Source organism: Rhodococcus sp. MS13, from assembly GCF_013277835.1.
GTDB classification, from domain to species: domain Bacteria; phylum Actinomycetota; class Actinomycetes; order Mycobacteriales; family Mycobacteriaceae; genus Rhodococcus_F; species Rhodococcus_F erythropolis.
Genome location: NZ_VBTL01000003.1, coordinates 37,714 through 57,669 on the forward strand (window position 1 = coordinate 37,714; position 19,956 = coordinate 57,669).

Genomic DNA, 19,956 nt, shown 5'->3' on the forward strand with positions numbered 1-19,956 from the left:
TCAGGGGAGTTTCATGCGTGCGAGGCGTCTCGTTGCGGTGTTGTCGGCACTAGCTGCGGCAGTAGTGGTACCGGTTGTCAGTTCTCCCGCGGCGTCGGCTGATCCCTGCCCCGGTCTGTACGTCGTGGCCATTCCTGGAACCTGGGAGCCTTCGGGTACTTCTCCCGGTGCCGGCATGCTTGCCCCGGTCACCAACGGCCTTCCCGGTTCCGTGCGCACGGATTACGTCACGTACTCGGCAACGGCCTTCCCGTGGGAGTCCAACGTCTACGCCAAGTCGAAGCAGCAGGCTGTCGACAACGCCCGCGGCATGATCGCCGCGATGGCCGCCTCGTGCGGTGACACCCGCTTCGCGATCGTCGGATACAGCCAGGGCGCCGACGCGGCAGGCGATCTCGCAGCCGAGATCGGAACCGGCATCGGCGTTGTTCCCCCGACTCGCGTCGAGGGCGTCGGCCTCCTGTCCGATCCCCGCCGCTCCGAGTCAGACGTCCTGATCGGACCTGCTGTCGGAGGCAACGGAGCCAGCGGCGCTCGCATCGGTGGATTCGGTTGGCTGTCAGGCAAAACGGTGACGCTGTGCGCCGTCGGTGATCTGTACTGCTCGACGCCCAAGGACGATTTCGTGATGCGTCTGGCCGGGTTCATGGCTCAGGTTTCCGACCCCACTCCGGCAAACGCTCTCTCGCTGCGCGACGAGGCCGCCGTGATCGTCAACGATCTGGTCACCGCTGGCGGACTCCCCGCACTGATGGCTCAGCTCGATCCAGGCGCGAACTCGCGGCGTGTCGATCAACTGGTCGCCTTCTACGGCTCGCAGGTTCACACCGACTACACGCGTTACGTCGTTGACGGCGCAGGCAATTCGGCCACATCCTGGCTGCACAACTGGTTGGCAGGCAAAGCCTGATCAGCAGTACGTCTGCTCCGCGGTGTCGACGTAGATCTCGGCGATCCGCTGCGAAGACATCGGCGTGATCTGTGAGTACACCTCGCCGACGGAGTTGAACTCCGCCAGCACCTCGGACCGCGGCATGCCGTCGGCCAGAGCCTTGCAGGTGCCGTCGGCGTAGAGGATCTCGGCGGAATCCATTCCGGCGGGCGGGATCCCGGCCAGGCGTAGTGCAGCGATGTACCGCTGTCCCTTCTCGCCTGCGTTCGCGACGATCTCGTCCGGTGACCGGGCGTCGATCGGTGCGTTCGCCGGTGGCGCTACCTGTGGCGCTACCGGCAGCGTTACCGGTGGGGGCGTCGATTCGACGACGCTCGGCGCGGCTTCCGGAGTTGCGGCGGGTGGGCTGGTCGCCAGCGCCGACAGTGACTCGGGGGCAGCTGAACTCGACGTTGCCGCGATCGACGTGCTGGTGGCAGCAGAAGTGGATTCCGCTGCGTTGCTGTCGGATTGGCTGCTGCAGCCGCTGAGGAGTAGGCCCGCTGCCGCGACGCAGAGGACCAGTCTGTTCGTGTTCATCACCCGTGAGTGTTACACACCGTACCGCTTAGTTTGTCCGTTTTAAGGAAACTCCCTTTTGCCCTGTTTTTAAGTCGAAGTCCTGTGATATACATCTGTTCAGTTGTTACTTGTGAGTAGGAGCACACCGCAAGACCTTGTCGGCGGCGGTCGAAACACAAGCAATGACTGCGAGTTTCGTCCCCCATCACATAAACGGCAGGGAGAAATCAGTGCAGAAATCTCACAAGAACGGCAACAGACGTCTCGGCACGCGCGTGGCCGTTATTGCAGGTACCGCAGGTGCAGTGCTGGCTTTTGCAGCGCCGATGGCCTCGGCTCAGGACCCGGTCGACAATTCGGTACCGGGCGCCGCAGTGTGTCCGGCTACTGCCGAATCCTGTGTGTCGGTAGTGGTTCAGAGCGGAACCTTCGACAACAACGGCTTCAACCTCCCGATCGGAAAAGGCGACATGATCATTGCCGCCGAGGCCGGCTCCGGTGAAGGTGAGTCCACCGTTCTTCTCCCGCGCGACGACGGACACAACGGTGTCTACTCCAAGCCGCTGACGGTTCCCGGCGGAGTTCTGGGAATCGATCTTCCGTTCGGCAATCTCTTCGGCCTGGCCGCAGTAACGGCCGAGGTGGAGGCAACGGCTGCGCCGACTCTCAACGGAATCATCACCGACATGGATCTGAGCATCCCGGTGCGGATGAAGATCAACAACGCGTTCCTCGGCGACAACTGCTACCTGGGTTCCGCGGCGGCACCGGTGAATCTCCGTCTCGCGCCTGACCCGTCAGTGGTACCGACCTACACGGTGCTGCCGTCGACTGCGCTGAAGGTGAGCCCGGTCGGGAACGAGGCCACCGGCTTCGCGCTGCCCGCCGCCAGTGGTTGCGGACCGTTCGGAGTGCTGAATCCGATCGTCAACTGGCGAGCAAAGGTACCGGCCACGTCCGGAACCTCGCTCAGCACGATCTCCGACGCCTACCTGTATCCGGGCGGGCTCACCGGTAGCGATCCTCTCGACGATCTCGGTGGCGGAACAGGATCCAGTGGTTCCAGTGGCTCGAGCGGTTCGTCCGGAAGCTCCGGTTCCTGAAAACTCGGAAGCCTAGACGCAGCGGTGGTGACGGAATGTCACCACCGCTGCGGCGTCCGACCTGTAATAACCTGTGCCTCAGGGTGGGCGAAGGCGGCACTCCATCAGGAGAACCTGCGCGGCCACGAAATCACAGGGGAGTCCTCAAACATGTTTCGAGACAGCGTTCTTGCCGGTCCGGTCCTGCGTCGAGGTGTGACGGCACTGGCAGTTGCGGCCGCGGCCACCATGTTTGTCGGCACCGCAGCGACGGCGGAGCCGGCAGCGGTTGTCGGTGAGGTGTCCGCGGACTCCATCGCGGCAGCCCGTGCGCAGGCCATCGGAACGACGGTCACCGTCGTGGGAACCGCGACTACGCCGTCCGGAGTGTTCGAATCCAGCTTCTACGACAAGGGCTTTGGTCTCCAGAGCGGCAATTCGGGCATTTACATCAGCGATCCGAACAACTCCGGGATTGCTCTCGGCGATCAGGTTCAGGTCACCGGAGTCCTCGCGGATCAGGAAGGCCTGCTCGTCGTCCGCCCGACTGCCGTCGAGGTAATCGGCACGACCACCCAGATCAGCCCGGCGCGATTGCCCCTCAATGCAATCGGTGAGGGGAGCGAAGGTCGTCTCGTGACGGTGTCCGGGATCGTGAGCGGACCCGTCGTCGACGATCTGCCGTACGGCCACAAGATCCTGGTGTCCGGCGTCGACGGAAACACCGTCATCTTCGTCAACACCCAGACCGGAATTGACGTCGACGCCATTGCAGTCGGACGCCCGATCACCGTCACCGGTTTCAGTGGCCAGTACGCCAGCACCTACGAGGTTCTTCCCCGTTCGGAAGCCGATGTGCAGCAGGGTTTCACGGGCAGCCTGAGTTTCGGAAGCTGACCTAGATCTCGAACCGAGCTCCGACGCGCATCGACCCGGGAGACAACCGGCTGATCGTGCGTCCGAGCTTGGCTTCGACGGTCACGGGCACCACGGCCTTGTTCGTGCGAACTGCTTTCACGATGGCACTGGCCACCCGGTCGGGGGTGAAGTTGCGCTTGCGGTAGAAGTTGTCGACCTTGGTCTGATTCTCGAGTTGTTCCTCGGCGGTGGTCCCGGCGAACTCGGTGGTCTTGAGGATGTTCGTGTGCACGAGGCCGGGGCAGATGGTGCTGACGCCGATGCCGTGTGGAAGCAGTTCCGCCCGTAGGCAATCCGAGAGCATGAATACCGCTGCCTTGCTTGTCGAATACGCGGTGAGTGCTTTCTGGGGTGTGTAGGCGGCGGCCGAAGACAGGTTGACGACGTGTCCGCCGGTTCCCCGGTCGATCATCATCGGGGTGAATGCCCGGCAGCCGTAGACAACTCCCCAGAAGTTGATGTCCATGACGCGCTCGAACTGGCGCTGCTCGGTGTCGGCGAATGTCCCGGAGAACCCGATTCCAGCGTTGTTGACGACGATGTCCGGCACGCCGTGATGCGCCGCGACTGTCTCCGCGAATCGAATCACGGCCTGTTCGTCGGACACGTCGACCTGGTAGGCGTGCGAACCGCCACCGAACACCGCTTCGGCTCCGCTGGCCTGAGTGGGTGTGTTGATGAGTGCCGCAGTGTCCTGCGCGCTTTCGAGGTTGATGTCGGAGACGACGACGATAGCTCCCTGGGCCGCGAAGGCGAGGGCCGTTTCACGCCCGATGCCGCTGCCTGCACCGGTGACAACTACGAGCGTGCCGGTGAGGTCACGTAGTCGACGCTGCAACTTCGTCCCGCGTCGCCAGCCGGTGACGTCCTTCAGTAGCCCCATTGGTTGCCCTTTTCGTGTGTACGTTTGCGGCGTGTGTCTCTAGCTGACTTCCCCTCTGCGAAAGGTATCCGATGAGGGAGCCTCGTGTCGTACGAGTCGTTAGAGTCCGCACATCTGCAGGCTGCACTGGCCGCGGCTGCCCACTCCTCGACGGTGCTCCGGCGATTCACCCGTTGAGGTCACTCGAATCGGAATGAATTCCTGACCTTCGCTAACGGCCTGACCTGCAAATGTCGCTCGAAAACTGAACAATCTTCTCGCTACATTCCACTGAGCGGGACCTGCAACTAATCCCTGTGCCTTACGTCACAAACTGTCTCGACAATGCTTCACATCACAGTTTCTGACCTGGAGGTTTTGAATGAGTCGCAGTTCTCGGCGCGGTCACCGCAAGGTTGCCGCCGTCGCGCTGGCTGTCTCCGCCGGCCTGTTCGTCTCGTCGTGCGCTGACAGCGGGAACGGGGGTGGGAGCGGCGACGCACCGGATTCCGGTTCAGGGTTGTCCATCGGCCCGGTCAACGAGCAGTCCGACGAGGGTGACGCGGTCAAGGGTGGCACGCTCACGTTCAGCGGGTATTCCGCTGTCACGAATCTCGACCCCGCGAAGACGCAGATCGCCGGTTCGGTCGCTGGTTCGGAGCTGGGCGCCATCTACGACACCTTGCTGCGCTACGACCCGGCGTCGAAGGAATTTGTTCCGAAACTCGCGGAGTCGATGGAACCGAGTTCCGACTTCAAGACGTGGACTCTCGAACTGCGCGACGGTGTGAAGTTCAGCGACGGCACTCCGGTGGATTCGGCGGCCGTTTCGGCGAGCCTCAATCGCTACGTCACCAACAAGGGGCCGCAGTCGAGCCTGTACGCGTCGAAGGTTGCGTCAGTCGACACCCCGGACGCGTCGACGGTCGTCTTCAATCTTGTCGACCCGTGGACCGGTATCGAGTCACTGCTCTCCACCGGACCCGGCATGATCGTCGCGCCGAGCGCCCAGCAGGGCGATCAGTTCACCCCGATCGGCGCCGGCGCGTTCACCCTCGAGAAGTTCGCTCCCAACGAGGAATTGATCCTCGACGCTCGGGAAGACTACTTCGACGGCGCCCCGAACGTGGACAAGCTGCGGTTGATCAGCATCGTCGGTTCACAGTCCACCACCGAATCCCTCAAGAGCGGCGGCACCGACGTCGCGTACATGCGTTCGCTTCCGAACGTCCTGGATCTGATCGACTCCGGCTACCCGGGCTTCGTCGACATCCCGTCGCTGTCGTACCTCTCGCTCGTCAACACGGCTCCCGGTCGTCCCGGTGCCGACGTGCGGGTGCGACAGGCATTGGCGCTCGCGACCGATCCCGTCGCTCTCGACAATCGCCTCAACGAAGGTAAGGGTCTGCCCGGCCAGGTCATCTTCCAGGACACCTCTCGCTGGCACAACGACGTCGCTCCGATCGGCGTAGACACCGCCAAGGCGAAGCAGCTTCTCGACGAGGCCAAGGCCGACGGTTTCGACGGCAAGATCACATACCTGACGCTGCAGGAGAATTCGGCGCAGGCGATGGCTCTGGCTCTGCAGTCGATGGCCAACGCCGTCGGTTTCGATTTCCAGATCGAGTACGTCAACTCGGTTGCCGACGTCGTCAAGCGTTTGTACGCCGACCGCGACTTCGACATGGCAACAGGTTCCGCCAACCTCGCGGAAGCCGATCCCTTCGAGCGTCTGTACTCGAACCTCAAGACCGGTGGGCGAAACAACGCCGCGAGTTTCTCCGACCCCGAGATGGATACGCTGCTCGACCAGTTGGGTGTAGCGACGTCGAACGACGCGAAGATCGAGGTGCTCGCCAAGATTCAGGAGCGCGCCAATGAGGTTGTGCCGTGGCAGGTTTACGGCAACACTCCGTGGCTCGGTGTGTGGGGGCAGAACGTCCACGGCATTCAGCAGAGCCTGGACGGAATCATGTTCTTCGACAAGGCCTGGAAGAACTGAAGGCCTCTGAAGAACTAGAGAACTGATCAGACCCGAGAAGCGTCCCCGCGGGGACGCTTCTCGGCATCAGAGAGTGTGGCCGATCAAGAAGTGAGATCGAGGGCGGCGCGGACGATGCTGTCGGAGTCGAGGCCGTGGTACCGGTAGACGTCTTCGAGTGAACCGACCTGACCGAACCGGCTCACTCCGAGCGCAGCACCCGGGACATTGTTGATTCCCGTCAGGAACGCGAGGGTGTGCGGGTGCCCGTCGAGAACGGTGACCATCGGCGCGGACCGGCTACTCGGAAAGACCTGATCCAGGATCCATGACGGACCGTCCGCGAGACCGCGCCGAGACTGGAGTGCTTCGAAGAGCAATCCGGGGCTGGTCACGCACACGACGTCGGCGGAAATGCCTTGCTCGCCCAGTCTTTCGGCTGCGACAAGTGTTTCGGTGGCGGTGGCACCCATACCGACCAGGGTGATGGCCGGATCAGGGTTGTGCCGCAGCGTGTACGCGCCGGCCACCACCTGACGTCGACGGCGTTCTCGCGCAGCCGGATCGGTCGGTACCGCGGCCAAGGCCTGATCGACCGGACGGGTCGACAGACGCAGATACGACGAGCTGCCGTCTGGTCGGCCGAGGCGTCCGATGCTGTCGAGGAGCGTCCACTCCACGTCGACGGCGAATGCCGGTTCGAAACTGACACACCCCGGCTGTTCCAGTCCGATGGACGGAGTCTTGATCGACTGGTGCGCACCACCTTCGGCAGCCAAGGTGACGCCCGACGGAGTGCCGACCATGATCGACTGTCCACCGGCGTAGATGCCGTACGACCACGGTTCGAGAGCCCGCTCGATGAAGGGGTCGTACATCACGCCGATGGGGAAGAGCGGCTGGCCCCAGCGACTCCAGGTTGCACCGAGTTCGCCCATCAGCCCGACCAGGTTGGTCTCGGCGATACCGAGTTCCATGTGCTGACCGGTGGGCTTCTCACGCCAGTGCATGATCGTTTCGGCGTCGTCGGCAAACCAGTTGTGCCGCTCGTTGGGGGACCAGACCCCGACCTTGTTCAGCCACCCTGCCAGGTTGGTGGTGGAACTGACGTCCGGGCTCAGTGTGACAACACGTTTCGCGGCGTCCGGCGCCTCTCGGCTGAGGTCGAGTAGCACCCGACCGAGAGCTGCCTGAGTGGTGGATGTGCCGGAGGGGGTACGGCCGATGTCTTTCGGAACTGCCGGGGGCATCAGATGCTCCACCTTCGGGCGAGCCAGGCGCCCAGCGGTTTCGGCGCAGATGCGGCCGGACGGGCCGTCCGCCTCGAACCGTTCCCAGGGCTTCGACGGATCCATGCCGAGTTCCGCCGCCAGAATCTCGTACTGCTCGGCGGTGAGCAGCGACGAGTGGTTCTGCGGATGGCCCTGCGTCGGCAGACCCCTGCCCTTGATCGTGTACGCGATGATCACGGTGGGGCGGGTGTCGTCGATCTGCGCGTACGCCTCTCGCAGAGCGTCGAGGTCGTGGCCACCGAGATTGCGGATGGCCTCGAGCACCGTGGCGTCGTCGAGGTCGTTGATCAGCGACGTGATCGCGTCGGCGTCCGCCGCGTCGCCAGGCAGCCTCAGACGGACCTCGTCGGCCGTGCATCGCAGCAGACGCTGGTACTCCGGATTCGGCATGTCCAGGATTCGTTCGCGCAACGCTGTGCCGCCCGGCCGGGTGAACAGTGATTCCAGGAGCGCGCCGAATTTCACGGTGATGACCTGCCAGCCGGCGCCCGAGAACATGCGTTCCAGGCGGGTTGCCGCGATGTTCGGCACCACCCGATCGAGCGATTGGCGGTTGAGGTCGACGATCCACACGATCTCACCCAGTTCGGCGACCGAATGATCGAGAACTGCTTCCCACACAGCGCCCTCGTCGAGTTCGGCATCACCGACAAGGGAGTACTGACGCCCGGTTCCGGCGCCGCCGAGGGAGGCGTCGACGTATCGGCGTGCGATGGCGCCCCAGATGGGAGCCGTTGCACCGATTCCCACAGATCCGGTCGAATAGTCCACCGGATCAGGATCTTTTGATCGACTCGGGTAGCTCTGCAGGCCCCCGAACTCGCGCAGCGTTGTCAGGTACGACTCGTCGAGTTCACCGAGCAGATAGTTGATGCCGTGGAGCACCGGAGCCGCGTGCGGCTTGACGGAAACCCGGTCGCCGGAACGAAGTTGGCCGAACCACAGCGACGTCATGATCGAGACCATCGACGCGCACGAGGCCTGGTGGCCGCCGACTTTGAGCCCACTGGGATTCGGACGGACACGGTTGGCGTGATGGATCATCGCGGTCGACAACCACAGAACGCGCTTCTCGATCTCCGCCAGTGGCTCGGGAGCGTTCTGGTTGATGCTGGGGCTGTTCACGGCCGGTCCTGCCTTCGATAGTTGACATCGATCGCCGCACCGCCTGTACCCCAGATCATGGGGCCGACGATGTGGTTGTGATGTTTGGCAGGACTTCCTGAGGCCGAACCGTTCGGCGCGGCAAAGTCCAGCCGCACCTGTCGATCTGTTGTGCAGATTCTGCGTCAAAGTCCATCATCGGCATACAGATTGGGCAATAGCTACCCAGTGGATTGAGCAATGTGCGCAACACCGAGGCCTGTGCGCCGTGCGAGGTGGGCACTATGCGCAGCACACTGCGAGTCGTGCGCGATCAATCCATCAGATCGTGGACGTAGCACCAGCGCCAGGATTCGCCGGGCTCGTGCGAGCGCATGACCGGGTGCGCGGTGTCGCGGTAGTGGTTGGTCGCGTGCTGATGGGGGCTGGAATCGCAGCACCCGACGTGGCCGCAGCACAGGCACATGCGCAGGTGAGACCAGTTATCCTCGCCCAACTCGGCGCACTCCTGGCAGACGCCGGGCGTCAGCGCTGCCGGGTCCGTTTCGGGCGCATTGGTTAGTTCCTCGCAACCGGTCGGAGCGGGTGCGGGCTGCTGTGTGCGAGCTGCTGCTCGCTTCAGGATTTTCTTCATCGCCTTCCATACTGCATGCTGCCAGAGTGAACGGCATATTACTGGGGGTTGTAGTAGCGGCGTTGCTGGTGGCGGCGGTCGCGCGAAGGTTCGGATTGTCTTCGCCGCTGATCCTTGTCCTGGTCGGTTTGATCGCCTGCCAGATACCCGGTGTTCCGGAGTTGGAGCTCGATCCGGACCTCGTCCTGTTCGTCGTGTTGCCTCCACTTCTGTACTCGGCGGCGCTGGACAGTTCATACCTGGCACTGCGGTCCAATCTGCGTCCTATCGGATTTCTCGCAGTGGGGCTGCCCCTGGCGACGACGGCAGCGGTGGGCTTTGTCGCCTATCTGATCGTGCCGGAGTTCTCGATTGCGGCCGCACTGGTTCTCGGCGCCATCGTGGCGCCGCCGGACGCGGTGTCCGCGAGCGCAATCGGACGCAAGCTCGGTCTGCCGCGCCGAATCATGACCCTGCTGGGCGGGGAGAGCCTGCTCAACGACGCCACCGCTCTGACTGCCTACAAGGTCGCTCTCGCGGCGGCGGTGGGTACCGGTGCGACACTGATCGGCGGCTTCGAGACCTTCCTCGTCGCAGCGGTCGGTGGAACGGTGATCGGCCTCGCGGTGGGCTTTGTCATCTCGAAGGTTCGCGGCAAACTCCAGGATCCGGTGATGGAGAGTGGAATCGGATTGGTGGTGCCGTTCTTCACCTACCTGGCTGCTGAAGAGGTCCACGCGTCGGGCGTCATCGCGGTCGTCGTGGCCGGATTGTTCCTCGGCCAGCGCTCCACGCGCGCGAGTTATGCGACGCGCTTGCAGGACACGGCAGTGTGGAAGGCCGTCGACCTGATCCTGGAGTCCTTCGTCTTCCTGTTGATCGGGCTCCAATTGCCCAGTGTTGTCAACGGATTGCAGGGGTACAGCACCTCGATCGTCGTCTGGGCGTCGATTGCTGTGCTCGTGACCGTCGTGGTGGTGCGGATCGCCTGGGTGTTCCCGTTCACGTACGTACCGCGTTGGCTGTCGCCCCGTATCCGAGCGAGGGAGCCGGAGATTTCGGCGCGGGCAGTGTTCGTCGTGTCGTGGGCCGGTATGCGAGGGGTCGTGTCGCTGGCTGCTGCCTTCGCCATTCCGTTGACGGTCAACAGTGGTGAAGACTTCCCGGGCCGTTCGCTGATCCTGTTCCTGACGTTTGTCGTCGTGGTCGGCACGCTGCTGCTGCACGGCCTGACGTTGCCGTGGGTCATCCGTGTCCTCGGTGTGCAAGGAGACGAGGAGCAGTCCGACGCACGCGCCGAGGCGGCGGCTCAGGACAAGGCTGCACGCGCTGCTGCGGCGCGCCTGGACGAATTGGTCGGAGCCGACGCCGACGACGTCCCTCAGGTCCGCAATCGCGCCGCGGACATCTTGCGAAGCTGGAACACCCACCGCGCGAACTCGGCGTGGGAGCGACTGGGACGCAGCGACGAGGATCTGGGGGAGAGCCCGTCGAACGCCTTCCGCTCGCTGCGCCTCGAGATGATCGATGCCGAGCGAGGTGTGTTCATCGCCGAGCGCGATGCCGGCCGGATCGACGACGAGGTTCTCCGCAAGGTACTTCGAGAGCTCGATCTCGAGGAAGCCACGCTCGACCGGGACTAGACCGGCTGGTCTGATGTCGGTGAGGGTAATCGCTGGCCAGGGTCGGTTTACCTGGCCGTTGAGGCCTGCAACTTAACCGATTCCACTGAGCGAGACTCGATCCAATTTTCTGTGCCTCCCGTCACAGACTGTTTCGTGTTCAACATCACGTCACGGTCTTACCCCGCCTTGGAGGCATTCGAATGAGTCGTAGTTCCCGCCGCGGAAGTCGCAGATTGGCTGCGGCTGCGCTGGCGATCACCGCAAGTATGTTCCTGGCGTCGTGCGCCGACAACGGCTCGAGCAATGGCGGCGGCGAATCCGCTGATTCCGGTTCCTCGCTGAAGATCGGCATGGTCAACGAGCAGGCCGACCCCGGCACTCCCACCAAGGGCGGCACGCTGACGTTCAGCGGCTACTCGGCGGTCACGACTCTCGATCCCGCGAAGGCTCAGGTTGCCGGCGCCACCGGCGGCAGCGAGCTCAGCGCCATCTACGACGTGCTCATGCGCTACGACCCCATCGGGCAGAAGTTCGAGCCCAAGCTCGCCCAGTCGCTCGAAGCGAGTTCGGACAGCAAGACCTGGACGCTGAAGCTCCGCGACGGTGTGAAATTCAGCGACGGAACAGCTTTCGATTCCAAGGCAGTGGCGGACAGTATCAACCGCTACGTCACCAACAAGGGACCGCAGTCGAGCCTGTGGGCTTCCAAGGTTGCCTCGATCGACACCCCCGACGCGACGACCGTCGTCTTCAACCTCGTTGATCCGTGGACGGGCATCCAGTCGATGCTCGCTACCGGACCCGGCATGATCGTCGCCCCGAGCGCGCAGCAGGGTGACCAGTTCACCCCGATCGGTGCGGGCGCGTTCACTCTCGAGAAGTTCGCTCCCAACGAGGAACTGCTGTTGGCTGCTCGCCCCGACTACTACGACGGCGCACCGAACATCGACAAGCTCAAGCTGATCAGCATCGTCGGCGCTCAGCCCACCGCTGAAGCCCTCAAGACGGGCGGCATCGACGCCGCGTACATGCGTACGCTCACCCCGATCCTGGATCTGATCGAGTCGGGTTACCCCGGCTTCGTCGACATCCCGTCGCTCGGTTACATCGCCAACGTGAACATGGCCCCGGGTCGCCCGGGCTCGGATGTTCGTGTCCGCCAGGCGATGGCGCTTGCCGTCGATCCGGAGACGCTCAACACCCGCGTCAACAACGGCAAGGGACTGCCCGGCCAGGAGATCTTCCAGGACACCTCGCGCTGGCACAACGACGTCGCACCGATCGGCGTCGATCCCGCCAAGGCGAAGGAACTGCTCGATCAGGCCAAGGCCGACGGCTACGACGGAAAGATCACCTTCCTCTCCATCCAGGAACCGTCCGCCCAGGCAACGGCTCTGGCCATCCAGGCAATGCTCAACGCTGTCGGATTCGACGCTCAGATCGAATACGTCACCGGTGCAGGTGATCTGGTCAAGCGGATGTATGCCGATCACGACTACGACATGAGCACCGCAGCACTGAGCCTCGCCGAGGCCGATCCCTACGAGCGTCTGTACACGGGCATCAAGTCCGGCGGCCGTAACAACGCCACCGGCTACTCCGACGCCGAAATGGACGCTCTCCTGGACAAGTTGGGCGTCGCAACCACCGACGACGACAAGAAGGCAGTCCTGGCACAGATCCAGGAACGCGCCAACGAGACCGTCCCGTGGCAGGTGTGGGGCAACGTCGCCGCACTCGACGTCTGGAACCAGAACGTTCACGGTCTCGAGCAGAGCCTCGACGGAATCGTGCTCTTCGACGGAGCCTGGAAGTCCTAGAGAGCCTGAAGTCCTGGAGAGCTTGAACCAAGACCTGAAATCAGAGGAACTGCTGTGTATTGCGAGCTCGCTGTCCGAAGGAGACGAAATCGATGAACATCGGCGCAATAGGTAAGAAATTGGGCCAGCTCGTCATTGTGATCCTGATCGTCAGCTTCGGAACCTTCGTGCTGGCATCACTGATCCCCGGCGATCCTGCTGTCTCCGTTCTCGGTGAAGGCCGAACGCCCGCCGAGTACGAGGAAGTGCGGCAGCAGCTCGGGCTCAACGATCCACTGCTGGTTCGCTATTGGGACTGGCTGACCAGCGCTCTCCAGGGCGACCTCGGTAATTCGCTTGTTCCCCCGCAGCAGGACGTTCTGACTGCGATCGGCTCGGCGCTGCCCGTCAGCGTTCAGTTGGCCGTGATGGGTCTGGTCATCGCACTCGTCGTCGCCGTGCCGCTCGCACTCTGGTCGGCGCACCACGAAGGCGGCGTCATCGACCGCGTCATCAGCGCCGCGACGTTCGGTGTTCTTTCCGTCCCGAGCTTCCTCGCCGGTCTGTTGCTGATCATGGTCACCGTCAACTGGCTCGGCTGGTTCCCGCGATCACAGTGGGTGCGCATCGGGGACAGCCTCTCCGGAAACCTCTCACATGCAATACTTCCCGCGATCACCATCAGCCTCCTCGAGATGGCGATGTTCACTCGCGTTCTCCGATCCGATCTGGTGACGACGCTCCGTGAGGATTACATCCTCGCGTCGAAGGCGAAGGGAATGCCCACGCTGCGAGTGCTTTTCAGTGACGCGCTCCGACCGTCGTCGTTCTCGCTCATCACGATGATGGGTCTGGCTCTCGGCGGCATGATCGGCAGCACCGTGATCGTCGAGACGCTCTTCTCGTTGCCCGGAATGGGCACGCTCATCGTCCGCGCAGCGCAGCAAGGTGATTCGCCGATGCTGCTTGGCGCGGTGGTCGTGATCGCGGTCATCTACGTCCTCGTCAACAGTGCGATCGATGTTCTGTACACCTATCTTGACCCGAGGAGTCGTCGTGTCCATGTCTGAAGTGACGCCAGACGGAGCGGCCCCGTCGCCGGCCCCGTCCGAGGTGATGACATACCGGCAGCAGACAGTCCTGCTGGCTCCCGGCCCCGTCGAGACGTTGGAACAGCCCAAGAATCTGGTCCTGATCGGATCGATTCTCACAGTGATCGGCGTTGCGCTGCTCGGCACCGCACTCTTCGGTTCGGCCATCATGATGACCGTCCGCATCGTGCTCGCGCTCGTTGCCCTGGTTTTCCTCTTCAAGGGTCTCGGCAAACTCGGTACGTCCAAGTGGGGCAGTCAGTTCGATCTCTCGTACTGGTTGGCGTGCATCTGGCTGGCCGCGCTGATCCTGGCCGCGATCTTCGCACCGCTGCTGCCGCTCGGTGAGTACAAGGACACGGTCAAGACCTTGGCCGAGCCGGGCTTCGCCTCGCCGAGCCTGCTCTCCGATCACCCGTTGGGTACCAACAACTTCGGTCTCGACCTGCTTGCCCGCGCTTTGTTCGGTGCCAGGGCATCCTTGACCGTGGCCATCTGCGCCGTACTGATCGGCATGATCATCGGCGGCACCATCGGCGTCATGGCCGGTTACTTCCGCGGCAAGGTCGACGCAGTCGTCGGAATCCTGACCAACTCGCTGCTGGCCATTCCTTCTCTGGTGCTGTTGATCGCACTGGCCGCGGTGCTCACGTCGAACCTGCGCAACATCACCCTCGCACTCTCGATTCTCTGCATTCCCAGCATGGTTCGAATCGCCAGGGCCAACACCATCGTCGTCGCCCAACGGGAGTTCGTGCTTGCCGCGCGGGCCATGGGCGCCACCAAATGGCGCGTCATCTGGCGCGAGTTGGTTCCCAACGTCCTCGTTCCGGTCGCCGCGCTCGGCCTGGTGGCCGTCTCCGGCCTGATTGTCGCGGAAGCATCACTCAGCTTCCTCGGACTCGGTATCGCACAACCTGATCCGACCTGGGGCAACATGATTGCGGAAGGCCAGGGCGGGATCGTGGAGAAGCATCCGTTCATCGTTCTGGTTCCCGGCGTCTTCCTCTTCCTGACGGTGTTCTCCTTCAACCTCATCGGCGAGAAGTATCGGAGTAAGCTGTGACCACTTCAGTTCAGAACGGCGTTCCGCTACTGCAGGCGGACAACATCAGAACCGTATTCGCCACTCCGCGTGGCCAGTTGCGAGCAGTCGACGGTGTCTCGATCCACGTTTCCGCCGGTGAAACTCTCGGTATCGTGGGTGAATCCGGTTCCGGCAAGTCGGTTCTCGGACGCACCATCATGGGATTGCTCCAGAAGGGTCCGGCTCTCGACATCAGCGGGACGGTGACGTTTGCCGGTCGCGACATGTCGACGATGAAGAAGTCGGAGATGAAGCACTTCTGGGGACCCGAGATCGCCATGGTCTTCCAGGATCCGATGACCTCGCTCAATCCGTTCAAGCGCATCGGCACCCACATCACCGAATCCTTGAAGTTCCACCTGGGTCTGAAGAAGGACGCGGCCCGCGATCGCGCAGCGGAACTCCTGTCGATGGTGGGTATTCCCGAGCCCAAGCGTCGGCTCGATCAGTACCCCCACGAACTTTCGGGCGGTATGCGTCAGCGTGTGGTCATCGCGATGGCCCTGGCCTGCGAGCCGAAACTGCTGATCGCGGACGAGCCGACCACAGCTCTCGACGTGACCGTGCAGAAGCAGATCCTCGACCTGCTCGCCTCGCTCAACGACAAGCTCAATATGGCCGTCATCCTGATCAGCCACGACCTCGGTGTGGTCTCGGGACGATCGGATCGTGTCGCCGTCATGTACGCGGGGTCCGTCGTGGAAACGTCGGCCACCGAGGAGTTGTTCACTCGTCCGCGCCACCCGTACACCGAAGCGCTGATGGCCGCGATTCCGCGACTCGAATCGCCGACGCACACAGTGCTGCAGACAATTCCGGGTGGACTGCCGGACATGACGAAGCCGATCACCGGTTGCCGCTTCGCCGCTCGCTGCCGGTATGCGCAGGACGACTGCCTGACCGGCGAACCGGCTCTGGCTCCCGGTGGCCTGGGAGACAACACAACCGAAAGTCACACGTTCGCGTGCCACTACCCGGTCGACACCCCTGAAGGCACAACGGCATTGGTCGCCAACGAGAAGGCCGGCACTACCGCAGCGGGCCTGACGCTCGCGGTGAAGGAGATGGTCTGATGACTGCAGCAACCGAAACCAGAAAGCCCGAGACGGTGGACGCGGCCCTGACGGTCGAGGACCTGGTCGTCGAATTCAACGTCGGCAAGGGGCAGACCGTTCACGCTGTGTCCGGGATCAGCTTCACCGTCGCTCCGGGTGAAACCTTGGGCGTTGTCGGTGAATCCGGCTGTGGCAAGTCCACAGCGGGCCGGGCGATCATGCAGTTGCCCTCGCCGACGTCGGGCTCCATTCGCCTCGGAGAGACCGAAATGACGGCACTGGGCGCGGAAGAACTGCGTCGCAGTCGCACTCAGTTGCAGATGATCTTCCAGGACCCGATCTCCTCCCTGAACCCGCGTCGCAAGGTCAAGGCTCTCATCACCGAGGGTCCGTCGATCTGGGGCGGAAAAGACAAGGCCGCCATCGAAGCTCGGGCACGCGAGGTTCTTGCCGAGGTTGGGTTGGACCCGGACATGGTGTGGGACCGGACCCCGCGCGAACTCTCGGGCGGACAGTGCCAGCGTGTGTGCATCGCCCGTGCATTGATGCTCGATCCCAAAGTCCTGATCTGTGACGAGCCGGTCTCGAGCCTCGACGTCTCCGTGCAGGCGCAGATTCTGAACCTGCTCGAGGATGCGAAGAAGCGTCACGGGCTGTCTTTGCTGTTCATCGCGCACAACATGGCCGTCGTGAAGAACATCAGTGACCGCGTGATGATCATGTACTTGGGCCGCGTCTGCGAAATCGTTCCCGCAGAAGACATGCAGAACCGCGCGCTGCACCCGTACACGCAGCTACTGCTGTCGTCGATTCCCGATCCTGATGCCACCGTCACCGCAGCGCAGAACGTCGAGCAGAAGGTCATCGAGCTGCCGTCGCCGCTCAATCCGCCCAGCGGCTGCCGGTTCCGTACTCGGTGCCCGCTGGCCACGGATCTCTGCGCCGAGGAAGTTCCCGAACTTCGTCTCGTCCAGGGCGGTCATCAGGTGGCGTGCCACAACGTGTGACTACACGCGAAGCATGTTGCGTACGTGACCGGTTTCGTTGATCGACCCGACCCTGCGGCTTCCGTCCCGGGAGACAAGTATTCGCGTGACGGACACGTACTCGATCGGGAAGGTCAACGGACGCTCCAGCCCGAGTAGTTCCTGCAGAACGATATTGATGACGCCGCCGTGGCAGAAGATCGCCACGGTGGCGTTGTTGTCGGTTGCGGCGACGACGTCGTCGATCGCACCGAGGACTCGCGCACGAAAAGCGTCGCCGTCCACCGACTCGGGTAGCCATCCGGCCTTGATGCGCGCATACGTTTCCGGTGCGCGTTCCAAGACCTCGTGCATCGGGATGTAGTGGGGCTGCTCGTAGTCGTACTCCGCCAGACCCTCGAGCTCGGTGACCGGAAGATCCAATGCCTGCGCTACCGGGTCCGCGGTCTCGAGTGCGCGCTTCTGCGGGCTACTGAAGAGCCCGGTGATCCGGTAGGGGGCCAATGCCGCAGGCAGCCGAAGTGCCTGCACGCGACCGGCGTCGGTCAGTGAGGGATCGGCGAAGCCTTCGGTGACCTCGGCGAGTTCGGGGAGCGCGTGTCGGATCAGGAGTAGTTGCACCCACGTCACCTTGCCATGTACAGATCGACGGCCACCACGAGGTTTCGGCCTTCGCGTTTCGCCTGGTACATGGCGGTGTCGGCGATGTCGAGCAGAGCGTCCATCTCGGCCATTGCCTGATCTACCCAGGCGACTCCGATACTGACCGTTCCGGCGAAGCCGCGGATGGATCGGGAGTGCGCCTCCTGCCTCTGTCTGATGCGTTCTGCCAGGGCAATTGCTTCCTCGAATGTGCAGTCGGCCGCGGCGACGGCAAATTCCTCACCGCCAAGTCGACCGGACAGTCCCAGTCCTTCGGTAGTGGCGAGGAGGGTGTTTCCGAACTGTTCGAGGACCGAATCTCCGGTGAGGTGGCCGAGGTTGTCGTTGATCGATTTGAAGTGGTCGAGATCGAGCATCATGACGGCGATCGATTTTCGCGCTGTGTGTTGGGTGTCGAGGAGTTCCTGCGACTGGGTCCAGAACGCATGTCGGCTCAGCGTTCCGGTCAGGGCGTCGCATTCGGCGATGCGTTGGAGTTCACGTTCAGCGCGTCGTTGTGCGCCCGTGGCGACGGCTACCGCGATGGGGGAGAGCGCCATCAAGATGACGGAGATTCTGGTGGTCACACCTTCGCTGAGCAGATGAACCGGATCGGCCAGGGCCAACCGCCCCTGGCCCGCCATGATCAGCGCCCACGCGCTCCACCCAGCCGCGAGGAGCGAAGTGCTGAACAGCGAGACGCGCATCGCGCACCACAAGAGCGCCGGCATCGGAAGCAGCAATGCGAGGGCTCCCTGCACTTCGAGGGCCAGCGGGAGGCAGGCGAGGAGGGCTGCCAGCGGCAGAAGGATCTGGGCGACCCGTCGAAGTCGCAGATTCTGCCGCACGGACGGCCCGAACGTACGACGGACGTGGTCGAACGGAGGTGCGGAAAGAAGGATGGGCAGCACGATCAGATAGGTGCACAGGTCGGCGAAGAACCAACCCACCAATTCCGTTCCCGCACCGCTTCCTTCGTGGAGTTGAGTGCGCAGCGCGCTGGCGGACCCAGCCGTGAACGACGCCAGAACCGAGACGACGAAGATTCTGGTCGTGTACTTGGTCTCGGAGATCCGCCGCGGAAAACAGCCGAGCAAGTTCGCGGCGATCAATCCTGTTGTGACGCCGACCAGATTGATCGCATTCAGTTCGAAGGCCCTCTGCACGGGGCTTCCGGTCGCAAGATCCGCAGTCAGCAGCGCGGCGCCGCCGACAGCGAGTCCGATCGGCGCAAACGAGCGTGGGTTACGAAGGAGAATGCCCAGAAGGATCGCGTTGGCGGGCCAGAAGGTCGACAGAAACCCGGGCGGACGGGCGGCGATGCCCGCCAGGGCGACAACGAGGATCGCCACGAAAATCAGGCACGAGCGCACCCGACGTGTCGAACGGTCCATGGTCAGCCTGTCGTAGAAAGCAGAAGCTGTCCGAGACTAGCAATGATCCGGCTACTGTCCGAGTTGTACGTTGAAGTGTCATTCCCGAGGGTTCGGCTGCGTGAGGCGTCGAATCAAGTTCGCCAACTCCTCGGGCTGATCGATCATCGCGTGGTGATGCGCCGGGCGCAGGACGTGAAAACTCCCGCCGAGGTAGGTGGCGAGTTTCTGCTGCTTTGCCATCCAGGCGATGGACCAGGGAGTGGTGTGGCCAGTGTGTGCGGCAACGACGCTGAGGTCGATGTCGGGCAGTGGGTGCTTGCTCGAGCGTCGTAAAGCGGTGAGCTCCAGCGCCATATCGGTGTACGCGACGTATTCGATCATCGCCGCCTCCAGATAGTGAGGCTCGCGGTAGATCTTCCGGACCCATTCGAGGGTGGCTTCGGACGACCCGCTCGGCGGCACGGACTGGTTGAGGATCTTGCGCGTCGTGGTGCCGAGGAGTCGTTGGAGTCCGGTGGTGCTGAACGAGGCCGCGGCGGCCCGGGAGGCGATCAGCAGCAGGTCGCGGGGGAAAAGACGTTTCGGTTCTTTCTCGGCACTGGAATCGAGGAGCAGCATCCCCGCCGCCCGATCGGGGAACAGTCGCGCGAAGCCTTCGGCGTAGAAGCCGGCGATGGAGTGGCCGACGACGACGGCCGGACCAGTCAGTCCCAGAGTGTCGAGCACGTCGCGGATCCGCTGAGCTTCGCCGCGGACGGTCGGCACGTCGGAAGACGGCTCGCTGAGTCCGAAGCCCGGGCGATCGAAGCGGACGACGGTGTGGTCCGACTGGAGATGACGCGCGCAGTCATCCCAGTCGAACCAGTTGCCCGCCAGTCCGCCGCACAGGACGACGACGGGGCCGTCGCCCTCGGCAAGAACATGCAGTCGGCTCTCGCCGACCTGCAAGATCTCGCCCGGTGGTTTCACGTGGAACAATTCCGGCACGTG

General features: G+C 63.3%; 17 protein-coding genes. 10 read left to right on the forward strand and 7 right to left on the reverse strand.

Annotated features, from left to right (window positions below; all coding sequences use genetic code 11):
• Positions 1 to 13: 13 nt before the first annotated feature.
• Entirely contained in the window at positions 14 to 910 is an 897-nt protein-coding gene (locus FEZ59_RS05890; RefSeq protein ID WP_172932406.1) for a cutinase family protein, read from the forward strand.
• On the opposite strand, the gene FEZ59_RS05895 is transcribed toward FEZ59_RS05890, so the two are convergent.
• Positions 911 to 1,471: a DUF732 domain-containing protein gene (locus FEZ59_RS05895; protein ID WP_172932407.1), complete on the reverse strand. Its 561-nt coding sequence runs from the start codon at positions 1,469 to 1,471 to the stop codon at positions 911 to 913.
• 212 nt (positions 1,472 to 1,683) lie between these two features.
• Between FEZ59_RS05895 and FEZ59_RS05900 the strand changes: the two genes are divergently transcribed.
• Both FEZ59_RS05900 and FEZ59_RS05905 read left to right on the forward strand, forming a co-directional pair.
• The gene (locus tag FEZ59_RS05900) at positions 1,684 to 2,556 is read left to right on the forward strand and encodes a hypothetical protein (RefSeq protein ID WP_020968016.1); all 873 of its coding nucleotides are present in this window, start codon (positions 1,684 to 1,686) and stop codon (positions 2,554 to 2,556) included.
• A gap of 150 nt (positions 2,557 to 2,706) precedes the next feature.
• On the forward strand, positions 2,707 to 3,432 hold the full coding sequence (locus tag FEZ59_RS05905) for a hypothetical protein (protein WP_029256845.1): 726 nt from the start codon (positions 2,707 to 2,709) through the stop codon (positions 3,430 to 3,432).
• A gap of 1 nt (position 3,433) precedes the next feature.
• On the opposite strand, the gene FEZ59_RS05910 is transcribed toward FEZ59_RS05905, so the two are convergent.
• Complete coding sequence (locus FEZ59_RS05910) at positions 3,434 to 4,336, reverse strand: SDR family NAD(P)-dependent oxidoreductase (protein WP_020968018.1); 903 nt, start codon at positions 4,334 to 4,336, stop codon at positions 3,434 to 3,436.
• 361 nt (positions 4,337 to 4,697) lie between these two features.
• Here FEZ59_RS05910 and FEZ59_RS05915 point away from each other — a divergent pair, with 361 nt between their 5' ends.
• Complete coding sequence (locus tag FEZ59_RS05915) at positions 4,698 to 6,317, forward strand: ABC transporter substrate-binding protein (protein WP_092765199.1); 1,620 nt, start codon at positions 4,698 to 4,700, stop codon at positions 6,315 to 6,317.
• Positions 6,318 to 6,400: 83 nt separating this feature from the next.
• Here FEZ59_RS05915 and FEZ59_RS05920 read toward each other — a convergent pair whose 3' ends face one another.
• Positions 6,401 to 8,713: a pyruvate dehydrogenase gene (locus tag FEZ59_RS05920; protein ID WP_172932408.1), complete on the reverse strand. Its 2,313-nt coding sequence runs from the start codon at positions 8,711 to 8,713 to the stop codon at positions 6,401 to 6,403.
• A gap of 292 nt (positions 8,714 to 9,005) precedes the next feature.
• Positions 9,006 to 9,326: a UBP-type zinc finger domain-containing protein gene (locus tag FEZ59_RS05925; protein WP_172932409.1), complete on the reverse strand. Its 321-nt coding sequence runs from the start codon at positions 9,324 to 9,326 to the stop codon at positions 9,006 to 9,008.
• Positions 9,327 to 9,352: 26 nt separating this feature from the next.
• Between FEZ59_RS05925 and FEZ59_RS05930 the strand changes: the two genes are divergently transcribed.
• From FEZ59_RS05930 to FEZ59_RS05955, 6 genes are all read left to right on the forward strand, one after another.
• Positions 9,353 to 10,948: a Na+/H+ antiporter gene (locus tag FEZ59_RS05930; RefSeq protein WP_020905652.1), complete on the forward strand. Its 1,596-nt coding sequence runs from the start codon at positions 9,353 to 9,355 to the stop codon at positions 10,946 to 10,948.
• A 182-nt stretch (positions 10,949 to 11,130) separates the two neighbouring features.
• Positions 11,131 to 12,750, forward strand: coding sequence for an ABC transporter substrate-binding protein (locus tag FEZ59_RS05935; RefSeq protein ID WP_020968021.1), 1,620 nt, complete (start codon positions 11,131 to 11,133; stop codon positions 12,748 to 12,750).
• 92 nt (positions 12,751 to 12,842) lie between these two features.
• Positions 12,843 to 13,799: an ABC transporter permease gene (locus FEZ59_RS05940; RefSeq protein ID WP_019746259.1), complete on the forward strand. Its 957-nt coding sequence runs from the start codon at positions 12,843 to 12,845 to the stop codon at positions 13,797 to 13,799.
• Positions 13,792 to 14,886 carry an ABC transporter permease gene (locus FEZ59_RS05945; RefSeq protein ID WP_020968023.1) on the forward strand — a complete coding sequence of 365 codons (1,095 nt, stop codon included), beginning with the start codon at positions 13,792 to 13,794 and terminating at the stop codon, positions 14,884 to 14,886. Before FEZ59_RS05940 ends, FEZ59_RS05945 begins: the two co-directional genes overlap by 8 nt.
• Positions 14,883 to 15,980 carry an ABC transporter ATP-binding protein gene (locus FEZ59_RS05950; RefSeq protein WP_019746261.1) on the forward strand — a complete coding sequence of 366 codons (1,098 nt, stop codon included), beginning with the start codon at positions 14,883 to 14,885 and terminating at the stop codon, positions 15,978 to 15,980. The genes FEZ59_RS05945 and FEZ59_RS05950 overlap by 4 nt, the downstream gene beginning before the upstream one ends.
• Positions 15,980 to 16,969 carry an oligopeptide/dipeptide ABC transporter ATP-binding protein gene (locus FEZ59_RS05955; protein WP_021332638.1) on the forward strand — a complete coding sequence of 330 codons (990 nt, stop codon included), beginning with the start codon at positions 15,980 to 15,982 and terminating at the stop codon, positions 16,967 to 16,969. The genes FEZ59_RS05950 and FEZ59_RS05955 overlap by 1 nt, the downstream gene beginning before the upstream one ends.
• Here the strand turns inward: FEZ59_RS05955 and FEZ59_RS05960 are convergent, their stop codons facing one another.
• The 3 genes from FEZ59_RS05960 to FEZ59_RS05970 all read right to left on the reverse strand — a co-directional run bounded on the left by FEZ59_RS05960 (position 16,970) and on the right by FEZ59_RS05970 (position 19,953).
• Positions 16,970 to 17,569 (reverse strand): histidine phosphatase family protein, encoded by a 600-nt coding sequence (locus tag FEZ59_RS05960; protein WP_031330982.1) that lies wholly within the window; start codon positions 17,567 to 17,569, stop codon positions 16,970 to 16,972.
• Between the two features lie 5 nt (positions 17,570 to 17,574).
• Positions 17,575 to 18,984 (reverse strand): GGDEF domain-containing protein, encoded by a 1,410-nt coding sequence (locus FEZ59_RS05965; protein WP_172932410.1) that lies wholly within the window; start codon positions 18,982 to 18,984, stop codon positions 17,575 to 17,577.
• Between the two features lie 78 nt (positions 18,985 to 19,062).
• A complete protein-coding gene (locus tag FEZ59_RS05970; protein WP_020968026.1) occupies positions 19,063 to 19,953 on the reverse strand; it encodes an alpha/beta hydrolase in 891 nt (296 codons plus the stop codon).
• Positions 19,954 to 19,956: the final 3 nt, after the last annotated feature.